This window comes from Paraburkholderia acidicola, assembly GCF_002362315.1.
GTDB lineage: Bacteria > Pseudomonadota > Gammaproteobacteria > Burkholderiales > Burkholderiaceae > Paraburkholderia > Paraburkholderia acidicola.
In genome coordinates, this window is sequence record NZ_MTZV01000003.1 from 31,057 (window position 1) to 51,059 (window position 20,003).

The following is a 20,003-nucleotide window of genomic DNA, read 5'->3' on the forward strand; positions in this document are numbered from 1 at the left end:
GGGCAATCCACAGGCAACACGCGTAGACTTCCCGCACATTCGATGCCCACCGGCCGCTTTTTTCCATGCCAGACACCGCTGCTTCTTCGCCTTCCCCGTCGCCGGTCGCCCTCGTCAAGGCCGGCCAGCGGTTCGTTTTCGACGGCACGCACGGTTCGTCCGATGCGCTGCTGATCGCCCGCTACCACCTCGCATACCGGCAACAGGTGCCGTTGCTGGCGGTGGTGTGCGCCAATGCCGTCGACGCACAGCGGCTCACGCAGGAAATCGCTTTCTTCGCGCCCGAAGCGCGCGTGCGTCTGCTGCCCGACTGGGAAACGTTGCCTTACGATTCGTTCTCGCCGCACCAGGACCTGGTGTCGGAACGGCTCGCGACCCTGCACGACCTCGGCGAAGGACGTTGCGACATCCTGCTCGTGCCCGCCACCACGGCGCTGTACCGCATGCCGCCCGCATCGTTCATGGCCGCCTATACGTTTTCGTTTTCGCAAGGCGAGCGCCTCGACGAAGCGAAGCTCAAAGCCCAGTTGACGCTGGCCGGCTACGATCACGTGAGCCAGGTGGTGCGGCCCGGCGAATACTGCGTGCGCGGCTCGCTGATCGATCTGTTCCCGATGGGTTCGCCGCTGCCTTACCGGATCGACCTGTTCGACGATCAGGTCGATTCGATCCGCGCATTCGATCCCGATACGCAGCGCAGCCTCTACCCGGTGCGCGATGTGCGCCTCTTGCCCGGTCGCGAGTTTCCGTTCGACGAAGCGGCACGCACCGCGTTTCGCAGCCGCTGGCGCGAGGTGTTCGAAGGCGACCCGAGCCGCGCGTCGATCTATAAGGACATGGGCAACGGTGTGCCGTCGGCGGGTATCGAATATTATTTGCCGCTGTTTTTCGACGAAACCGCGACGCTCTTTCACTACCTGCCGGACAACGCGCAGCTCGCCTTTGTCGGCGATCTGGACACGGCGATCAAGCGTTTCTCCGCCGATACCAAACAGCGCTTCAATTTCCTCTCGCACGATCGCGAGCGGCCGATTCTCGAACCGCAGCGACTGTTCCTCTCCGACGACGATTTCTACACCTTCGCGAAACCATTCGCGCGGCTCGCACTGCCGTCGAACGCCGGCGGTGGCTGGTCGACGCCGTTGCCGAACCTCGCGATCGATCGTCACGCCGATGATCCGGTTGCCGCGCTGCGTGCGTATCTCGCCACGACGCCGAACCGCGTGCTGTTCGCCGCTGAATCCGCAGGCCGCCGCGAGACCATCGCGCAGTTGCTGATCGACAATCATCTGCAACCGGGCTCGAGCGACAGCTACGAAGACTGGTTGACCTCGGACACGCGTTTTGCACTCGGCGTGGCGCCGCTCGGTATCGGCTTCACGGTGCCGGCCGAAGGCTTCGCGATCGTTACCGAAACCGAACTGTACGGACCGCTCGCGCGCCGTGCGGGACGCCGTCGCCAGGAACAGGCGAGCAACGTCGATTCGATGGTGCGCGACCTGTCCGAGCTGAAGATCGGCGACCCGGTCGTGCATTCGCAACACGGCATCGGCCGCTACATGGGGCTCGTGACGATGGACCTCGGTGAAGGCGACACCGAGTTCCTGCACCTCGAATACGCGAGCAACAGCAAGCTCTACGTACCGGTCGCCCAGTTGCACGTGATCTCGCGCTACAGCGGCGCCGATCCAGAAAGCGCGCCGTTGCACTCGCTCGGTTCGGGTCAGTGGGAAAAAGCGAAGCGCAAGGCCGCGCAACAGATTCGCGACACGGCCGCCGAGCTGCTCAACCTGTACGCCCGCCGCGCCGCACGCGAAGGTCATGCGTTCGCACTCGAACCGCGCGACTACGTGAAATTCGCGGAAAGCTTCGGCTTCGAGGAAACGCCCGATCAGGCCGCCGCGATCGCCGCCGTGATCGGCGACATGACGAGTGGCAAACCGATGGATCGTCTGGTGTGCGGCGACGTCGGTTTCGGCAAGACCGAGGTGGCGCTGCGCGCGGCGTTTATCGCGGTGATGGGCGGCAAGCAGGTCGCCCTGCTCTCGCCGACCACGCTGCTCGCCGAGCAGCACACGCAAACCTTCACTGACCGCTTCTCCGACTGGCCCGTGCGCATTGCCGAACTGTCGCGCTTCAAGTCGACGAAGGAAGTCAACGCATCGATCCAGTTGATCAACGACGGTAGCGTCGATATCGTGATCGGCACGCACAAGCTGCTGTCGTCGGATGTGCAGTTCAAGCGGCTCGGGCTTGTCATCATCGATGAAGAGCACCGCTTCGGTGTGCGCCAGAAAGAAGCGCTCAAAGCGCTGCGCGCCGAGGTCGACGTGCTGACGCTCACTGCGACACCGATCCCACGCACGCTCGGGATGGCGCTCGAAGGGCTGCGCGATTTCTCGGTGATCGCCACCGCGCCGCAAAAACGGCTCGCGATCAAGACGTTCGTGAGACGCGAAGAAGACGGCGTGATCCGCGAAGCAATGCTGCGCGAACTGAAGCGCGGCGGCCAGGTGTACTTCCTGCACAACGAGGTGGAGACGATCGAGAATCGTCGCGCGATGCTCGAAGCGCTGGTCCCCGAAGCACGTATTGCCGTGGCGCACGGCCAGATGCATGAGCGCGAACTCGAACGCGTGATGCGCGATTTCGTCGCCCAGCGCGCGAACGTGCTGTTGTGCACGACGATTATCGAAACCGGTATCGACGTGCCGACCGCGAACACGATCCTGATCCACCGCTCCGACAAGTTCGGTCTCGCGCAGTTGCACCAGTTGCGCGGCCGCGTCGGTCGCTCGCATCACCAGGCGTACTCGTATCTGCTCGTGCACGATCCGCAGGGCCTGACGAAGCAGGCGCAGCGCCGGCTCGAAGCGATCCAGCAGATGGAAGAACTCGGCGCGGGCTTCTACCTCGCGATGCACGACCTCGAAATTCGCGGCACCGGTGAAGTGCTTGGCGACAAACAGTCGGGCGAGATCCAGGAGATCGGCTTCCAGCTCTACACGGACATGCTCAACGACGCTGTGAAAGCGCTCAAGGAAGGTCGCGAACCGGACCTGACTGCGCCGCTCGCCGCGACGACCGAGATCAATCTGCACGCCCCCGCGATCCTGCCCGCCGACTACTGCGTCGACGTGCAGGAACGGCTGTCGTTGTACAAACGGCTCGCGAGCTGCGACTACGACGACGCAATCGACGGTATCCAGGAGGAACTGATCGATCGCTTCGGCAAACTGCCGCCGCAGGCGCAGGCACTCGTCGAAACGCATCGGCTGCGGCTCGCCGCAAAACCGCTCGGCATTTCGAAGATCGATGCAGGCGAAACGGTGATCGGTTTGCAGTTCGTGCCGAATCCGCCCGTCGACGCAATGCGGATCATCGAGATGGTGCAGAAGCACAAACACATCAAGCTCGCGGGTCAGGACAAGCTTCGCATCGAAACGCGCAGCCCCGATCTGTCGGTGCGCGTCGCAACGGTCAAGGAGACGCTGCGCGCGCTCGGTGCGCCGGCGCGTAGCGCGGCGGCGGCAGCGCGTTGACGGAGTGTTGTAGATACCTGGCGGTGGCCCGATAGCGAACCGCCAGGTTGCTTCGTTCGATTGCACTTCGGGCCGGATGAACAGTAACGCGCGGTAACGTTTCAAACACTTGCTGCGACGCGCCATCCGGCGCAGCAGCATGCGCGCTACATAGCTCGCCCGACGCTTTTTGGGTATGATCGAAAGACCCTATGCAGGAGTCTCCGTCATGTCCCAGGTCGCTGAATCAGCGAAGCCCGCGTCTTCTTCCCCCGCTTCTGACAGTTCCTCCACGCAGTCTCCCGTTTCGCTTCCATGGGTCACGCGGCTCGTGTCGATCGATACGGTCAGCCGAAATCCGAATCTCGGTCTGATCGAAACCGTACGCGACGCGCTGCGCGCACGCGGTGTAGAAGCCACCCTCACGCACGACGACAGCGGCAAATGGGCCAACCTGTTCGCCACGATTCCCGCGCACGATGGCGAGACCAACGGCGGCATCGTGCTGTCGGGCCACACCGACGTCGTGCCGGTCGACGGGCAGCAATGGGACAGCGATCCGTTCAAGCCGGAGATTCGCGGTGACAAGCTGTATGGGCGCGGCACCTGCGACATGAAAGGCTTTATCGGCGCAGCGCTCACGCTCGTGCCGCAGATGCAGGAAACGAAACTCGCGAAGCCGATTCACCTCGCGTTGTCGTTCGATGAAGAGATCGGTTGCGTCGGTGCGCCGCTGATGATCACTGACCTGCTCAAGCGCGGCATCAAGCCGGACGGCTGCATCGTCGGCGAGCCGACCAGCATGCGCCCGATCATCGCGCACAAGGGCGTCAACGCGTATCAGTGCTGCATCCGCGGTCACGCCGCTCATTCGTCGTTGACGCCGAAGGGACTCAACGCGATCGAATACGCGGCGCGCCTCATTTGCCATATCCGCGACATCGCAGACCGGTTCCGCGCAGAAGGTCCGTTCGACGAACTCTACGACGTCCCGTTCACGACGGCGCAAACCAGCACGATCAAAGGCGGCAACGCGATCAACACCGTGCCCGCCGAATGTCACTTCGAGTTCGAATTCCGCAATCTGCCGACGCTCGCGCCAGAACCGATCTTCGCGCGCATCGAGCAATACGCACGCGAGACGCTGCTGCCGAAGATGCTCGCTGAACATCCGGCCGCTGCCATCGAATTCACGAAGCTCGCGGCCGCACCGGGTCTCGACGCAACCGAACAGGCCGCGATCACGCAGCTCGTGCGCGCACTGACCGCGGATCAGGACCGCCGCAAGGTCGCCTACGGCACCGAAGCCGGCCTGTTCTCGCTGGCGGGCATTCCGAGCATCGTCTGTGGGCCTGGTGACATCCAGCAGGCCCACAAAGCCAACGAATTCGTCGAACTCGAACAGCTCGTCGCCTGCGAACGTTTTCTGGGCAAGTTCGTGCACAGCCTGTCTGTCGACGCGCATTCTCACTAAACACACAACCACCGGTCACGACCGGCGGTCGGCCCTGCTCACCTGCTCTCTCGTCTATCCGCACCATGTCCACCACTACGCCGCAGCACACCGACCACACGATCGACGGCGAACCGATCCCGACGCTCGACGACATCGCCACCCAGCACTTCGCGTTGACACCCTGGGTGGTGCGCACACCGGTGTTCGACCGGCTCGATTTTCCGTCGCTGGAAGACACGGTCATCAACTTCAAGTTCGAGTTGCTGCAGGCGGCAGGTAGCTTCAAGGCGCGTGGCACCTTCACGAATCTGCTCGCACTCGACGAAGCGCAGCGTAATGCGGGCGTAACCTGCGTGTCGGCCGGCAATCACGCGATCGCGGTTTCATACGCGGCGATGCGCCTCGGCGTCAGTGCAAAGGTCGTGCTGTTCCGCTCGGCGAATCCGGCACGGATCGCTCTGTGCAAGGCCTACAAGGCCGAGATCGTGATGGCGGACAACCCGGCCGAAGCATTCGAATTCGTGCGTCGCATCGAGGCCGAAGAAGGCCGCTATTTCGTGCATCCGTTCAACGGCTATCGCACGGTGCTCGGCACTGCGACGCTCGGTTACGAATGGGCGACGCAGACACCCGATCTCGACGCGGTCATCGTACCGATCGGCGGTGGCGGACTCGCGGCCGGTGTCTCGACCGCACTGCGCCTCGCGAATCCGCACATCCACGTGTATGGTGTCGAGCCCGAAGGCGCGGACGCGATGAGCCGCAGCTTCGCGGCCAATCACACAATCAAGATGGGTCCGATGCAAGGCATCGCCGATTCGTTGATGGCTCCGCACACCGAGCAGTACAGCTACGAATTGTGCCGGCGTCATATCGATCGCATCGTCACCGTTAGCGACGATGCACTGCGCGCAGCGATGCTCACGCTGTTCGCGCAACTCAAGCTCGCAGTCGAACCGGCCTGCGCCGCCGCGACAGCAGCGTTGCTCGGACCACTGCGCGAAACCTTGCAGGGCAAGCGTGTCGGGGTGTTACTGTGCGGTACGAATACCGATCCACAGACCTTCGCTACGCACATCGAACGCGCCCGCACGCAACACTAAGTGGGCATCGAGCGCAAGAAGCGCACACAGGTTGTAGCAACAAAAAACTACCCGTTCTCCTGATCGTTGGCTATTATTGCGCCATCGACATCAAGGAGGAATCCCAATGAGCATGTTCAAGGAGTTCAAGGAATTTGCCCTCAAGGGCAACGTAATGGACCTCGCGGTTGGTGTGATCATCGGCGCTGCGTTCTCGACGATCGTCACGTCAATTGTTAAAGACCTGATCATGCCGGTTGTCGGCGTCGTGACCGGCGGCCTCGATTTCTCAAACAAGTTCATCCTGCTCGGCCACATTCCGGACAACTTCAAGGGCAACCCCGACTCATACAAGGACCTGCAAACAGCGGGCGTCGCTGCGTTTGGCTACGGCTCGTTTATCACGGTGCTGATCAACTTCATCATCCTCGCGTTCATCATTTTTCTGATGGTCAAGTTCATCAACAACCTGCGCAAGCCCGCTGCGGATGCGCCGCCGCCGGCTCCTGCGGAAGACGTGCTGCTGCTGCGCGAGATTCGCGATTCGTTGAAGAATCGTTAAATAAGTCGCGCTGAGTCTGTCTAGTCGCTGGTCGACAGACACACAGGCAAAAAAGATAGGCCCGCTGTACGCGATGCGTCAGCGGGCCTTCTAACAAGTGCGAGCGTCGTGCACTCGCTGGGATGAAATAACGTCAGCGCGACGCGCCGCCAGCCGCTGCCGGTGCGTGGGTCTCCCCTGCCTTCAGGTTCGCCGTGCTTTCGATCAGCTGTTCGAGTTGCGAGAAGTTAACCGGTTTGGTCAGATGCGCGTTGAAACCGGCCGCGAGGCAGCGGCGCACATCTTCATCCGTGCCGAAGCCGGTCAACGCGATCGCGGGCACGTCGGAATGTTGGCGGTACGCCTTGATGAAATCGATCCCCGTACCGTCCGGCAGCCCCACATCGCTGATGACCAGATCGAACACCCCCGTACGCGTCGCAGCAAGCGCATCGGCCACGCAACCGACCACGGTCACGTCGTGTCCCAACCCGCGTATGAGTTGCGCCATCACTTCGGCGGTATCGACGTGATCTTCGATGAGCAGAATGGTCAGCAGCTCCGGCGGATGTTCCTCGCTTGTCGTCGCCACGACGGGCTCCTCGACCGGCGGCTCGGCGGTCGGCATCGTGATCGCGAACGTGGCGCCGCAATGCGCACCGGGGCTGCGTGCGGTCACGGTACCGCCGTGTGCATCGGTCAACGCCTTGGTAATCGCGAGTCCAAGACCGAGACCGCCGAACTGCCGCGTCATGTTCTGGCTGCCCTGCTCGAAGGCATTGAAGAGCTTGCCGATCTGTTCGGGTTCGATACCGATACCGGTGTCCTCGATCGAGATCTGCACATGCATGCGCTCATCGGATGTACGCACGTAGATATGGCCACCGTCCGGCGTGAATTTCGCGGCGTTGCGAATCAGGTTCCATAGCATCTGCTGCAGCCGCGCGCGATCGGCGAGCACGTAGTGATGTTGCGCATGCTTCTCGACATGCACGTCCTGCTCCTTGACCTGGATTTCGCTGCGGAACAGTTCGAGCACACTGTCGATAACTTCATGCACATCGACGGTTTCCAGCGACAGACGCAGCTTGCCGTTCGCGACGCGCGTGAGATCGAGTAGATCGTCGATCAGCCGTGCCTCGAGTTCGATGTTGCGGCGAATCATGCGCACACTGGAACGCGCACTGTCCGGTAACTCGGCGAGCATTTCGAGTATGCGTGTGCCGGCCAGCACCGGTGTGAGCGGTGTGCGCAGCTCGTGCGAGAGCATCGCGAGAAAGCGGTCCTTCGCCCGGTTCGCTTCTTCGGCGTTCTGCCGCGCGGCCTGCTCGGAGGCCAGCAGCTGCTCGCGCTCTTCGATCGCTTCGCGCTGCTGATGAACGTCGGTACAGCTGCCGAACCACTTGCTGACCACGCCGTCCGCGTCGCGCATCGCGACGATGCGTACGTCGAACCAGCGAAACGCGCCGTCATGGCGACGGATTCGCAGTTCGTGCCGGTAATCGACGGCGCCGCTGCGCACGGTTTTCAGCCACGTCCGGCGAATCTCATCGCGATCTTCCGGATGGACTGCATCGAGCCATGCGAGCCCTTGCGACATGCTCTCGGTGAGGCCCGTGTATTCGAGCCACTGCTTCGACAGGAAATCGCAATTGCCATCGGCATTGCAGGTGAGCACAAGGTGCGGCAGCGCTTCGGACAACGTGCGGTAGTGCGCTTCGCGATCGCGCAGCAACAGCGCTTCTGCCGATGCCTTCTGCAGCCGCACCTGCAACAGCACACGTTCGACCGCTTCGGGCAGGTAGTCGAGGTAATCGCCCGATTTCGGCACCACATCCGATACCCCGGCACGCAACGCTTCGATCACGCGTGATTCGTCCGTGAAACCGGTCACGAGGATGGCTGGAATGCGGATACCCTCGGCACGCAGGCGCCGGAAGAAATCGAGCCCCGTCTCGGGACCGTCGAGCTGGTAGTCGAGCACGAGCAGATCGGGCTCGCCTTCGGCGATCCGCGCGCGGGCGTCGCCTACCGAGCGGCTCGCGGCCACGCGACAGCCTGCTCGCTCGAGCGACTTGCGCGCCAGCCGCAGGATGCCCTCGTCGTCATCGACGACCAGCACAAAAGCGGCGGATTGCGTGGAAACATCTTCGGTCATGCGGATTCTTCCATCTTGCGCTTACGGCCTCGAAAGGGGATGCCCGGGCGGCAGCTTCACCACCTGCAGGAAAAAGCCGAGGCGGCGTACGGCCTCGATAAACGCGTCGTACTCGACCGGCTTGGTGATGTAGACGTTGCATCCGAGTTCATAGCAGCGCGCGATTTCGCGCGGATCGTCGGTAGTCGTCAGCACGATCACCGGCACCGCCGCCGTGGATGGCGACGTCTTCAGACGGCGCAGCACCTCGAAACCGTCGACGCGCGGCATCTTCAGATCGAGCAGCACGACGAAATTGGTCAACTCGCGCGGCGCGGGACGCCCGGTTGTGTCATCGGCCGCGGCCGGATCGCCGAAGAAATAATCGAGCGCTTCCTGGCCGTCGGAGAAACGCAGGAAACCGTTCGAAACGCCTGCACGCCGCAGGTTACGCTCGACCAGCGTCGCATGTCCGTCGTCGTCCTCGATCAGGATGATGCCGACGGTTTCCCCGTTTGTTGCCATGCTGCCTCCAGGACTGCTGTCTGCTTGCGTCACGATCGTCGTTGAATAGGTCATGCGATACGCACCGGTTGTTCTGGCAAGACGATAAAGAAGGTCGAGCCCGCCCCTTCCGCCGATTCCACCCACACCCGCCCGCCATGCCGCTCGACGATCCGCCGCACCAGCGCGAGGCCGATGCCGTCGCCCTTGGCGACATCGCCGTGCAGACGCTGGAACGCGCGGAACGTCTTCGACATATAGGCGGCGGGAATGCCGAGCCCGTTGTCGCGCACATAGTACGTGCGCGTGCGCGGCGTGCCGGGTTGCGGCGCGTCGGCGAGACCCTGATCCAGCGCACCCACTTCGATACGGCCGGGCCGGCTGGGGTCGAGGTAATTCACTGCATTGCCGATCAGGTTGGTGAAAACCTGTTCGATGGCCGACGGGTCGCCCCACGCGGGCGGCAGATCGCGCACCGTGACGAGCGCCGCGCGCTCGCCGATCGCGGCCTGCAGCGCGTCGACCACCTTGGCCACCGCCCGTCCGACGCTCACGCGCTGCCACTGGTACTCAAGCCGCCCGGCGCGCGAAATGCGCAGCAGCGCATCGATGATCGCCGCGGCCCGTGTCACCGCCGTGCGCAGAAACTGCAGCGATTCGCGGATATCGCCGTCGAGCACCCGCGTGAGCCGCCGATGCTCGCTCTCCGGCAGTCGCGCCGCATCGACGACGCTGTTCAGCTCATCGCAGGATACCTGTAGCTCTTTCGAAAACCCTTGCAGGTTCACGAGCGGCGAGCGCAGATCGTGCGACACGCTGTAGATGAACATCTCGTTGTCCTGGGTTTCCTGGCGCAACTCTTCGTTGACGCCGGCCAGTTCGGCGGCGCGCGCTTCGAGGCGTGCTTTCAACACCGCCTGGTCGCGCTCGGCGACCCGCAGCCGCGCGCCGGTGCGATGCAGCACAGCGTCGAGCGAAGCGATTTCGTCGTTGCCCGAGAGCGGTGGCATCAGCGGTTCGCCGTCGCCGAGACGCTCCGCATTGCCGGTCAGCACATCGAGCCGGCGACCGATATTGCGCGCGAAAGCCGCCGCCGTCGCCGCCCAGATCAGCATCGAACCGACCACTGCGGCGATCAGCGCATATTGCTGGCGCGTGCGGGTTTCGTTCAGCGACTCGCTGCGTTGCGCATCGAGCCGCGATTCCTCGGCAATCAGCGCGTTCAGCTCGTCATTGAAGATACCGATCTGCGCCGGCATGTCGCGGCCTTCGTCGGCGGTGAACGGACCGATGTTGCGGCCGTCATGGAGCGCCTGCGAGATTTCGTTGGCCTGCTTGCGATACGCCTCGATAGCAGCGCGCATCCGCTGGACCCGCGCGGTCTGCTGCGGCGTGTCGGCCACCAGTTGTTCCAGATGGGTCAGGCGGTCGGACAGATCGACCCATACCGCATGACGATCGATGAACGATGCATCGCCAACCACGATCCCCGTCCTCACCCGCGCGGCCTGACGCAGCAGCGGGTCGATCACCGAAGCCGCCTGGTAGAGAATCTGCTTGCTATTGTTCGACCACTGCGCGGCCTGCGTCGTCTGCTCCTGCGCGTCGAACACGACTCCGAGCAGCGCCAGTTCGACCGCGCTTGGCACTGCGATCAGCAGCAGACCCTTCGTGAAAAGTTTCATGTACGCCTGACAGACCTTTTAGCCGTTTGTCGGCCGCGGCGACATGACCGCGCGCCGAAGGCGGAGCTCGAAGCCCTGTCGCGCTGCGGCACCTTGCGCAGCGCCGTCGGGACGACGCCAATTATCGACGCGAATTTGAGATATTTCAATGTGCGCCGGACGGGCGCTGGAGCACAGAAGCCGCGCTTTTTTATCGGTGACGGAAGACATACTTCGGCGCGTGAGTCTATGATGAAGACAGCGGTACAGGGAATGCGAGGGTGTGCGGGGTGCCGGTTCGGCATGGTTCGCACGGCGACAGTAGTCCGGTTGGGTCGCCGCGAGCCGTCGAATCGTCGTGAATCCGGCATTTTCGTATGCTATAAAAGATCGACGTGCGGCGCGCGAAGCCGGGAGTGGTCGCATGAGGACGCTGCGTTTTTTGCAATTCTTTTTCAGGCGAATTTTTATGTCCTTCCCGAAGAAGCGTAGGCGCGCGAAGGTGGACGGCGATGAGTCGTTCCTCGCCGTGCTGAAGCATTTCAAGCCGTTCGGCCAGCTCGACACGAAGATCACGCGGGCCCGTGCACAGGACGAGCCGGTGCTTTATGCACACGTGCTGCCGGGGCTCGACGTGCTGTTGTGCAGCGTCCGCGGCGCACAGCCTCCGTATCCGGCCGTGGCGGAACTGCGCCGCCGCTGCATTGAATCGATTGCCAATGCGCTGGAACAGCCGCTCGATGGCCTTGAGAACGGCGGGTACTGGTACGAAGCCGATGGCTTCGGTTTTCTGGTGTTCGCGAGCCGTGCGCGCAGCCGGGTGCTGCCCGAATTCGGTGCAACCCGCGCGGCCGGCGGTGGCGGCGCGCGGCGCGGTGTGCGGCGCAATGCGTCGGGTGATGCGACACCGCGATCGCTGCGCTGAGGTGCCCGGGCTATCGCGTATCGCCTGCCGCTAGCCCCTCCGCCAGGCCCCGCCTCCGGGGCCACCAGGTCAGGTACAGTTCTCCGATGCTTCAAATTACGACGCCCCGTTACTGGGGCGTCGTCGCATCTGCATCTGCTGCGGTGCTACGCCGCGGAGATCAACTTCCCTTGTATGCGGCAGCGTCGGCGGGCGCCAGTGTGCGAGCCGTGGCGGGCTTGTCCTTGGCAGCCGCCGACGCAGGCGACATCGGCGACGCTCCGGGCGCACCTTTCAGTGGCGGTTGGGGCTTTTCCTTCTGCCCCGGCGGCGGCGCGCTCGGCTTGCTGTTCACCTGAGCCAGCAATTCGCTGCATGGCAAGGCCTTGTTGTTGCTGGGCGCGATCAGCGGAATCAGCGCGGCGAACGGATTGAGCAGCCCCAGTCCGACCATCGCGCCGCCGCGCAACGCCAGTGCGCCGACGTCCACGCCGACATGCGGGTCCTTGAACGTGCCCTTCACATACAGCGGCGAACGTAGCGAAAAGATGCGGAAGCCCTTCGTGTGCGGATGAATGCCGAGATCGAGCGACTCGTCGCGCAGGTCGATGTGGCCGTCGATATTGATCACCGCATCGTCGGTATCGAGCGCAAATACGCGCGCATCGAGCACACCGTTCGTCGCGACGAAATCCGCCGCCGCGCAATTGATCTTCACGTCCTTGCCGCCGAACATCTTCTCGTAGACCACATTCGCGACGTTCAGCCCCGCTGCTTCCATCAGCAGGCGGCTCACGGTGCCCTGCGTCACGAGCGTCTTCACCTCGCCGTTCGACGTCGCAGCAAGCGCCGCCGGCGAGTTGCCGGTGGCCGACAGCGCCGCATCGCCATTGATTTCACCAAGCGCGCTCTGCATCGTCTTGAAGGTCGGAAACAGCTGTTTGAGCTTCAGGTGACGCGCCGAGGTCGATACGCGGCCTTTCAGCGGCGTCGAGCTGCCATCGAGGTGAATGTCGGAGCTAAGCGTCCCGCCTGCCACGCCGAAGCGCAGCGGCGTCAGCGACAGCACGCCGTCGGTCATCACGATATGCGTGTAGAGGTCGGTGATCGGCAGATCCGCGTCCTTGATGATGCGCCGGCCCGTGAACTTGACGTCGGCGTCGATCGCTTTCCAGCGATCGGTGCGGAACGGCTCGACCGGCAGTACCCTGCCGGCCGGCTGCTGCGTGGTATCGCCGCGTTTGGCCTTGCTCGCCTTGCTGTCGGCGCCGATGATCGGTGCAAGATCGGCGAATTGCAGCAGGTTCGATACCAGTTCGCCCTGCAGCAGCGGCCGCGGCTCGCGCTGCGTATAACTCAGCGTACCGTTCAGATCGCTGCCACCCACCCGCCCCGTAAAGTTTTCATAACGGAACGTGCTGGCGCTGCGGCGGAACTGGCCGATCAGGCGGCCATCGGTTGCGTAAGGCGGCGTATCGGGCAGCGTCACGCCGGTCAGCGCATACAGATGCGCCATGCTCGTGCCTTGCAGCCACAGGCGCAGGTCGAGCGCGGCGAGGTGCGCCGGATCGGTCAGCGTGCCGACCAGCGCGACGCGCAGGTCGCCCGCCTTCACGTCGGCCTGGATCGGGAATGGCCGGTCCGCATCCTGCAGCGCCAGCACACCGCCGACCTTGCCGCTGCCGGAGAGCGGCGTGTGGTTGTAAGTGCCTTTGATGGTCCAGCCGAGCGAATAGGCCTGCACGTCCGGTTTCGCTACGCGCGGCGCCGTGGTTGCGCTTGCGGAAGAAGACGTGGACGCTGTCTGCGCTCCGGCTGCTGCGCCGGACACGGCTGAAGACGCCGAAGCCGTCTGCGCGCCCGTCGTGGCGTCGGACACCCCCGAGGCCGCTGTGGCTTCCGACACTGCCAGGGGCTCCGACACCGCCGAAGCCGCAGCCGCAGCGGCAGCCGATGCCTCCGAAGCCGCGGCCGCCGCGGAAGCCGCCGCCGACTGCGCCGCAAGCCGCCGCGCGCCCTGCTTGCCGACCACCTGCGCGGACGCACTGCGCGATGCCGCTTCCTGCTGCTTCATGACTTCGCCGACCGGGATCGGCTGACCGAGCGTATCGATCGTCACTTTCACATCGGTCTTCGATTTCTGGTCAGCCAGTGCGACATAACCTTTCGAGAACGCGATGTCGTGCAGATTGAGCTTCCACTCGGATGGCCCGGACGACGCCGGCAGATTGAAGGTCCAGTTATTGCGGTTATCGACAAGCCGCTCGAGATCCACGGACGGATTCACGAGGTTGATTGAAGGAATGACGATGTCATGCGTAAGGAGCGGCAGCACTTCGACCTGAAAATCGATTTCATCGAGCGTCGCGAAGTGCGGCTGTTTCGTCCAGTCCGGATTGGCCACCGTGATATTGGCCGCCGAGAAGCGCGGCCATGGCACCCATGCACGCCAGCCGATTTCGCCAGCCGGGTGTTGCCAGCCAACCTTCAGATCGCCCTCGATCGCAAATGGCCGGCCGATAGCCTGACTCACTTTATCGTTCACCCAAGGCCGCGCGTGATTCCAGTCGAAGGTCACGATGAAAACGGCCAACGCAGCCACCAGAACCACGATAATCGCCAGCAGCCATGCGATGATCTTGCCAACCGTTTTTCCGAGGTTGAGCGACGACACCATGAAAACTCCCTTGTTTTTCTGATACCGGTAGGACAGCACAGCCCGTGCCCGGTTCGCAACGATATCCGTCAAACACTGCAAAAGGCGCACCAGCCCAGCCCCGATGACTTCCGCGTTCCCCCTTGTTGCCGCAACCGACATCGCGCGCCGCGACCCACAGCATGGCCGCTGGCTCCTGCATCCAGCCCGCCTCGCGCTACATGGCGGCGAGCGCCTGTCGATCACCGGGCCGTCGGGCTCGGGCAAGAGCGTGTTCCTGCGTGCGCTTGCACTGCTCGATCCGCTCGATGGCGGCCACGTCGAGTGGCGTGGCAAACGCGTCGCGCGTCCAGCCATTCCGCGCTATCGCCGCAGCATCGCCTATATCCGTCAACGGCCGGCGCTACTCGACGGCACCGTCGAAGACAACCTGCGTTATCCGTTCACATTGCGTGCCTACCGCGACCTGCAGTTCGAGCGCGAGCGTGTCGCATCGCTCGCGGCACAGGCCGGTCGCGACAGCGATTTCCTCGACCGGCGGGCAAGCGAGCTGTCCGGCGGCGAAGCGCAGATCGCGGCCTTGATCCGCGTGTTGCAGCTCGACCCCGATGTGCTGCTGCTCGACGAGCCTACCGCTTCGCTCGACCCGGCATCATCGCATGCGATCGAGGGACTCATCGGCGCATGGTTCGACGCCGGCGCAGCACGCGCCTCGATATGGGTATCGCACGATCCCGCCCAGGCCGAACGCATGAGCGAACGGCACCTGACCATGCAAGCGGGTGTGCTCGATGAAGCGCCCCAAGCTTCCCTCGACCGCGAGAACACCACACGATGATGCTGCAGAACCTCAGTCTCTGGGACCTCGGCATCGCGGTGCTGCTGATCGTCGTGAACGGCGCGCTGTCGGTGGCGCTGAAGCTCGATCTCGAACGCAAGCTCGCGTGGGCCGCGTTGCGCACCGTCGTGCAGTTGCTCGCGATTGGCTATGTACTCGGCTGGGTCTTCAGCTACGACCGCTGGTTCGTCGTGCTCCCGCTGATGGCGCTGATGACGCTGATCGCCGGCTTCGCAGGCGCGCAGCGCGGCTCGCGTACCTACGTGGGTCAGCGTGCCGACAGCATCGTGTCGATCTGGGTCAGTTCGTGGCTGGTGGCAGCGGTGGGACTGTTCGCCGTGATCCGGATTCGCCCGTGGTACGAGCCGCAATATGCGATTCCGATACTCGGCATGATTCTCGGCAATACGCTGACCGGGGTATCGCTGGGTATCGAGCGGATGATCGATGAACTGACCGCGCGGCGCGACCGCGTCGAGATGGCGCTCGCGCTCGGCGCGACGCGCTGGGAAGCGGCTCAGGAACCGGCACGCCAGGCCGTACGCGCAGGCATGATGCCGACGCTGAACCAGATGGCTGTCGTCGGCGTCGTGAGCCTGCCAGGCATGATGACGGGCCAGGTGTTGGCGGGCCAGTCGCCATTGCAGGCGGTTCGCTACCAGATCGTCATCATGTTTCTGATCGCCGCATCGTCGGCGCTCGGCACCGTCGGTGCCGTGCTGCTCACGTACCGGCGCGTGTTTTCGCCGGAGCACCGCTTCCTTGCGTCGCGGCTGGTGGAACGCAATACATCAGCGCGCCGTTGATCCAGTGTGTGCGTCAGCGCTTCGCCGACAACACGATCTCTGTGCCGTCGCTGAGCGTGACCGTTTTCGTGCTGCCACTGGTCGGCATTGTGAAGCGAACGATCTGACTCGTCATCAACGCACTCGGACACTTCAGCGTCTTGCCCGCCTGGGTCACGTTCTTCGTGCCACGCGGCGTCTGCGCCTGAAAATTCAGTTGAACTGTCGCGGTACCGTCAGCACCGACGACCGGCGCGAGGCGCACCTGAATCTGCCGGATCATCGCGCCGTTCGCGTCGAGCGGTAGCGACGCGTAATCGGGACAGGACTCAGGGGCCGCAATCGGGCCGCCTGGCGGCACGGTCTTCCATGTGTAGTCGTCGGACTGGCCGGAGCGGATCGTGCGCGTGTCCTGGGCGTTGCCGAACTGCTTCGAGGTGATCTTCAGCGTGTAGCGGATCGGGCCATCGAGCGCGGCCTGGGACGTGATCTTGATCGGTGTCGCCGCGAGCGCGGAAGACGAAATCGTGACAAGCCCGCAGGCAAGGCAGGCGGCAGAAATAGCAGCAACGGCGGAAAGTCTGAAGCTCGGGCTCATACTGTCACCTCGTTGTTGTGCCGCTGCGCGGTCCGTCGAGGTCGCGCAGCCGTTCTAAGCATGAAGCCCTGCCAGTCTACCGCCAAGCGACGGCTTGCGCGCCTCGCGTGGATCAGGTGTTACCCCGCTTGCGGCGGCGTCGTTTCCCGTTTTCCTTTCACCGGTACGCGACGTCCTGCCGTAAGCACGCTAGCCGTTCTGCATCAGAACCCGCTCAGCACCAGCTTGCCGATCGCGCGCCCTTCCTCGAGCATCCGGTGCGCGCGCCGCACGTTGTCAGCATTGATCGGACCCAGGTTCTCGCCAACCGTCGTGCGCAGCGTGCCGGCATCGACGAGCCGCGCGACTTCGGTCAGCAGCTTGTGTTGTTCGATCATGTCGGGTGTACCAAACATCGAGCGCGTGAACATGAATTCCCAATGGAACGCTGCGCTCTTCGCCTTCAACAGTTCGATCTCGACCGGCTTGTTGTTCTCGACGATCGTGCAGATGCCGCCCTGCGGTTTCACGATTGCTGCCGCGGCGGGAAAATGCGTGTCCGTATCGTTGAAGATCAGCACATAGTCGACCTGTTCAATACCGAGCTGCTTCAGCTGTGCGGGCATGTCGCCGAAGTGATCGACGATATGGTCCGCGCCCAGTTCGGTGGCCCACTTCGCCGACGCCGGCCGCGACGCGGTCGCAATCACCTTCAGCTTGCCGAGCTGTTTCGCGAGCTGGATGCCGATCGAGCCAACCCCACCCGCCCCGCCGATGATCAGCACCGAGCGCCCTTCATCCTCGCCCTGCGGCGACACGCCGAGCCGGTCGAACAGCGCTTCCCATGCGGTGATCGCGGTGAGCGGCAGCGCGGCAGCATGCGCAAAATCGAGCGAAGCCGGCTTGCGCCCGACGATGCGCTCGTCCACCAGGTGATATTCGCTGTTCGCGCCAGGCCGCGTGATGCTGCCTGCGTAGAACACCGGATCGCCGACCTTGAACAGCGTCACGTCGGGACCGACTGCGGCGACCGTGCCGGCCGCATCCCAGCCGAGCACGCGCGGCGTCTTCTCGACGGCGTCCTTCGGCGAGCGCACCTTGTAATCCACGGGGTTCACGGAAATGGCTTCGACCTTCACGAGCAGATCGCGGCCGCTTGCCTGCGGGTGCGGCAACTCGACGTCGAGCAGTGCTTCGGGATGATCGATGGGCAGATAGCGATGCAGACCGATGGCTTTCATGACAGCTCCTGTTTCTTGATACGGATCGATGAAGATGGAGGACTCCGGGACCGGCAGCGCCCGTAATCACGGTGCGACTGGCCGATCCGATGAATGCCATCGTAGAACCTTGGTTATTCTTTGAAAACAGTCATAATGACTGAAACATCTTTTTGATTTTCAGAAAAATGGCGCTTTCTCCTGCTCCCCACACCCAACGCGACCGGCTCGATCTGCTCGATGTCGCGTTGTTCATGCGTGCCGCACTGCTTGCCAACGTTTCGGCGGCGGGGCGGGAATTCGGGCTGTCGGCGGCGGTGGCTAGCGCGCGGATCGCGCAGCTCGAACGGCTGCTCGGCGCGCGGCTGCTGCATCGAACCACACGCCGGATCAGTCTCACCCAGGACGGTGAAGTCTTCATGGTGCAGGCGCAGACGCTGCTCGACGCGGCCGACGCGGCGCGCGCATCGGTCGGGCGGGCGCAGGCCGAACCGCAGGGGCGGCTACGCGTTGCGATGTCGTCGTCGTTCGGGCGGCAGCATGTGTCGCCGGTCATACCCGAATTCCTGCGCCGTCATCCGGGCGTGAGCATCGATCTGCGTGTCACGGATCAGCTCGTCGATCTGATCGACGCCGGCGTCGATGTCGCGATCCGGATCGGCGCGCTGAAGGATTCGTCGCTGGTCGCGCGCCGGCTCGCCGAGAACCGGCGCGTCATCTGCTGCTCGCCCGCCTATCTGGCCGAGCGGGGCACGCCGCATCATCCGTCGGACCTCACCGCGCACGAATGCATCGTGCTATCGAACCAGCGCGACTGGGGCTTCGTCACACCGGCAGGTCATCTCAATGTCCGTGTGGGCGGCCGGCTCGACGCCGATAACGGCGAAGTGCTCCGCGACGCGCTGCTGGCGGGCTTCGGTATCGCGCTGAGATCGACATGGGACGTCGCGCCCTACCTGCGCAGCGGCGAACTCGTCACCGTGCTGGACAGCTACCCGCTCGCGAAGACGGTCGCGCTCTGGGCCGTCTACCCGAGCCGCGCATTCGTGCCGCCCAAGACAGTGGCATTCATCGATTTCCTCGCCGCGCATTTCGGCGATCCGCCGTACTGGGATCGCGAGCCTGGCACCTAGGCGCGGCCCGGTTGCGCCGTGCCGACCCGGTACAATGCTGGATTGCCTGTTGCCCTGCGCATCCCGCGCGAGGCTGGCCCACTCCGCGTCCCTGCCCCGCGTCTTCATGAACCTCGTCATCCAAAGTCTCACGCCAATCGGTCCGGAACATCACAAGCCGCTCGTCGGGCTCGCGCGCGGCAAACGTGCGACGGTCATCGATACGCACGCGATCCGCATCGACGGCGCCGACCCTGCACAACGCGGCGATCTCGATGTGTACTGCCACACGCACGACCTCGACTACGCATTCGTTGAGCCGGGCCGGCAACTGCGCGACTTCGGGCTTCTGACGATGGACATGGATTCGACGCTGATCACGATCGAATGCATCGATGAGATCGCGGATTTCTGCGGCGTGAAGGCAGAAGTCGCGGCCATTACCGAAGCGTCGATGCGCGGCGAGATCAAGGACTTCAACGAGAGCCTGACGCGCCGTGTCGCGTTGCTCAAAGGGCTCGACGCGAGTGCGCTCGAACGTGTCTACGATGAGCGGCTGCAACTGTCCCTGGGTGCGGAACGGATGCTGGCCGGTGCGAAAGCCGCCGGCCTGAAAACCTTGCTCGTGTCCGGCGGATTCACGTTCTTCACCGAGAAACTGCGTACGCGCCTTGGCCTCGATTTTGCACACGCGAACACGCTTGAAATCGTCGACGGCAAGCTGACGGGACGTGTGACCGGCGAGATCGTCGACGCGGAAGTGAAAGCGCGCACGCTGCGCGAAACCTGTGCGCAACTCGGCATCGAGCCGTCACGTGCGATCGCGATGGGCGACGGTTCGAACGACCTGGAGATGATGGCGGCAGCCGGACTGTCGGTTGCGTTTCGCGCCAAACCGATCGTGCGCGAAGCGGCTAGCGTCGCGTTCGATCGCGTTGGGCTCGACGGGCTGCTGCGGTTGTTCTGATGCAGCGCGCCTGCATGCGTACAGGTCCGCATGCCGGGA

At 63.7% G+C, this 20,003-nt stretch carries 15 protein-coding genes; 9 read left to right on the forward strand and 6 right to left on the reverse strand.

Features of this window, described 5'->3' with window-relative positions:
* Positions 1-65: 65 nt before the first annotated feature.
* The 4 genes from mfd to mscL all read left to right on the forward strand — a co-directional run bounded on the left by mfd (position 66) and on the right by mscL (position 6,621).
* Complete coding sequence (gene mfd / locus BWP39_RS07865; protein ID WP_096718701.1) at positions 66-3,542, forward strand: transcription-repair coupling factor; 3,477 nt, start codon at positions 66-68, stop codon at positions 3,540-3,542.
* A gap of 208 nt (positions 3,543-3,750) precedes the next feature.
* A complete protein-coding gene (gene argE / locus BWP39_RS07870) occupies positions 3,751-4,995 on the forward strand; it encodes an acetylornithine deacetylase (RefSeq protein ID WP_096718703.1) in 1,245 nt (414 codons plus the stop codon).
* Positions 4,996-5,060: 65 nt separating this feature from the next.
* Positions 5,061-6,080, forward strand: coding sequence for a threonine/serine dehydratase (locus tag BWP39_RS07875; protein ID WP_096718705.1), 1,020 nt, complete (start codon positions 5,061-5,063; stop codon positions 6,078-6,080).
* Positions 6,081-6,186: 106 nt separating this feature from the next.
* Positions 6,187-6,621 carry a large conductance mechanosensitive channel protein MscL gene (gene mscL / locus BWP39_RS07880; RefSeq protein ID WP_096718707.1) on the forward strand — a complete coding sequence of 145 codons (435 nt, stop codon included), beginning with the start codon at positions 6,187-6,189 and terminating at the stop codon, positions 6,619-6,621.
* A gap of 133 nt (positions 6,622-6,754) precedes the next feature.
* Here the strand turns inward: mscL and BWP39_RS07885 are convergent, their stop codons facing one another.
* Genes BWP39_RS07885 through BWP39_RS07895 form a run of 3 tightly spaced genes read right to left on the reverse strand, consistent with a single transcriptional unit; the run spans position 6,755 to position 10,926 of the window.
* Complete coding sequence (locus BWP39_RS07885; protein ID WP_096718709.1) at positions 6,755-8,758, reverse strand: hybrid sensor histidine kinase/response regulator; 2,004 nt, start codon at positions 8,756-8,758, stop codon at positions 6,755-6,757.
* 21 nt (positions 8,759-8,779) lie between these two features.
* Positions 8,780-9,262: a response regulator gene (locus BWP39_RS07890; RefSeq protein WP_096719655.1), complete on the reverse strand. Its 483-nt coding sequence runs from the start codon at positions 9,260-9,262 to the stop codon at positions 8,780-8,782.
* A 50-nt stretch (positions 9,263-9,312) separates the two neighbouring features.
* Complete coding sequence (locus BWP39_RS07895) at positions 9,313-10,926, reverse strand: sensor histidine kinase (RefSeq protein ID WP_096718711.1); 1,614 nt, start codon at positions 10,924-10,926, stop codon at positions 9,313-9,315.
* Positions 10,927-11,329: 403 nt separating this feature from the next.
* On the opposite strand from BWP39_RS07895, the gene BWP39_RS07900 reads away from it, so the two are divergent.
* On the forward strand, positions 11,330-11,830 hold the full coding sequence (locus BWP39_RS07900; protein ID WP_096718713.1) for a hypothetical protein: 501 nt from the start codon (positions 11,330-11,332) through the stop codon (positions 11,828-11,830).
* 160 nt (positions 11,831-11,990) lie between these two features.
* Here BWP39_RS07900 and BWP39_RS07905 read toward each other — a convergent pair whose 3' ends face one another.
* Entirely contained in the window at positions 11,991-14,486 is a 2,496-nt protein-coding gene (locus BWP39_RS07905; RefSeq protein ID WP_096718715.1) for an AsmA family protein, read from the reverse strand.
* Positions 14,487-14,589: 103 nt separating this feature from the next.
* Here BWP39_RS07905 and BWP39_RS07910 point away from each other — a divergent pair, with 103 nt between their 5' ends.
* Positions 14,590-15,303 (forward strand): ABC transporter ATP-binding protein, encoded by a 714-nt coding sequence (locus BWP39_RS07910; protein WP_096718717.1) that lies wholly within the window; start codon positions 14,590-14,592, stop codon positions 15,301-15,303.
* Positions 15,300-16,109: an ABC transporter permease gene (locus tag BWP39_RS07915; protein ID WP_096718719.1), complete on the forward strand. Its 810-nt coding sequence runs from the start codon at positions 15,300-15,302 to the stop codon at positions 16,107-16,109. Before BWP39_RS07910 ends, BWP39_RS07915 begins: the two co-directional genes overlap by 4 nt.
* 13 nt (positions 16,110-16,122) lie before the next feature.
* On the opposite strand, the gene BWP39_RS07920 is transcribed toward BWP39_RS07915, so the two are convergent.
* Positions 16,123-16,686: a DUF6013 family protein gene (locus tag BWP39_RS07920; protein WP_096718721.1), complete on the reverse strand. Its 564-nt coding sequence runs from the start codon at positions 16,684-16,686 to the stop codon at positions 16,123-16,125.
* Between the two features lie 203 nt (positions 16,687-16,889).
* The gene (locus BWP39_RS07925; protein WP_096718723.1) at positions 16,890-17,906 is read right to left on the reverse strand and encodes a zinc-binding alcohol dehydrogenase family protein; all 1,017 of its coding nucleotides are present in this window, start codon (positions 17,904-17,906) and stop codon (positions 16,890-16,892) included.
* 167 nt (positions 17,907-18,073) lie between these two features.
* Here BWP39_RS07925 and BWP39_RS07930 point away from each other — a divergent pair, with 167 nt between their 5' ends.
* Together BWP39_RS07930 and serB are read left to right on the forward strand one after the other, a co-directional pair.
* A complete protein-coding gene (locus BWP39_RS07930; protein ID WP_096718725.1) occupies positions 18,074-19,018 on the forward strand; it encodes a LysR family transcriptional regulator in 945 nt (314 codons plus the stop codon).
* 106 nt (positions 19,019-19,124) lie between these two features.
* On the forward strand, positions 19,125-19,964 hold the full coding sequence (gene serB / locus BWP39_RS07935; protein WP_096718727.1) for a phosphoserine phosphatase SerB: 840 nt from the start codon (positions 19,125-19,127) through the stop codon (positions 19,962-19,964).
* Positions 19,965-20,003: the final 39 nt, after the last annotated feature.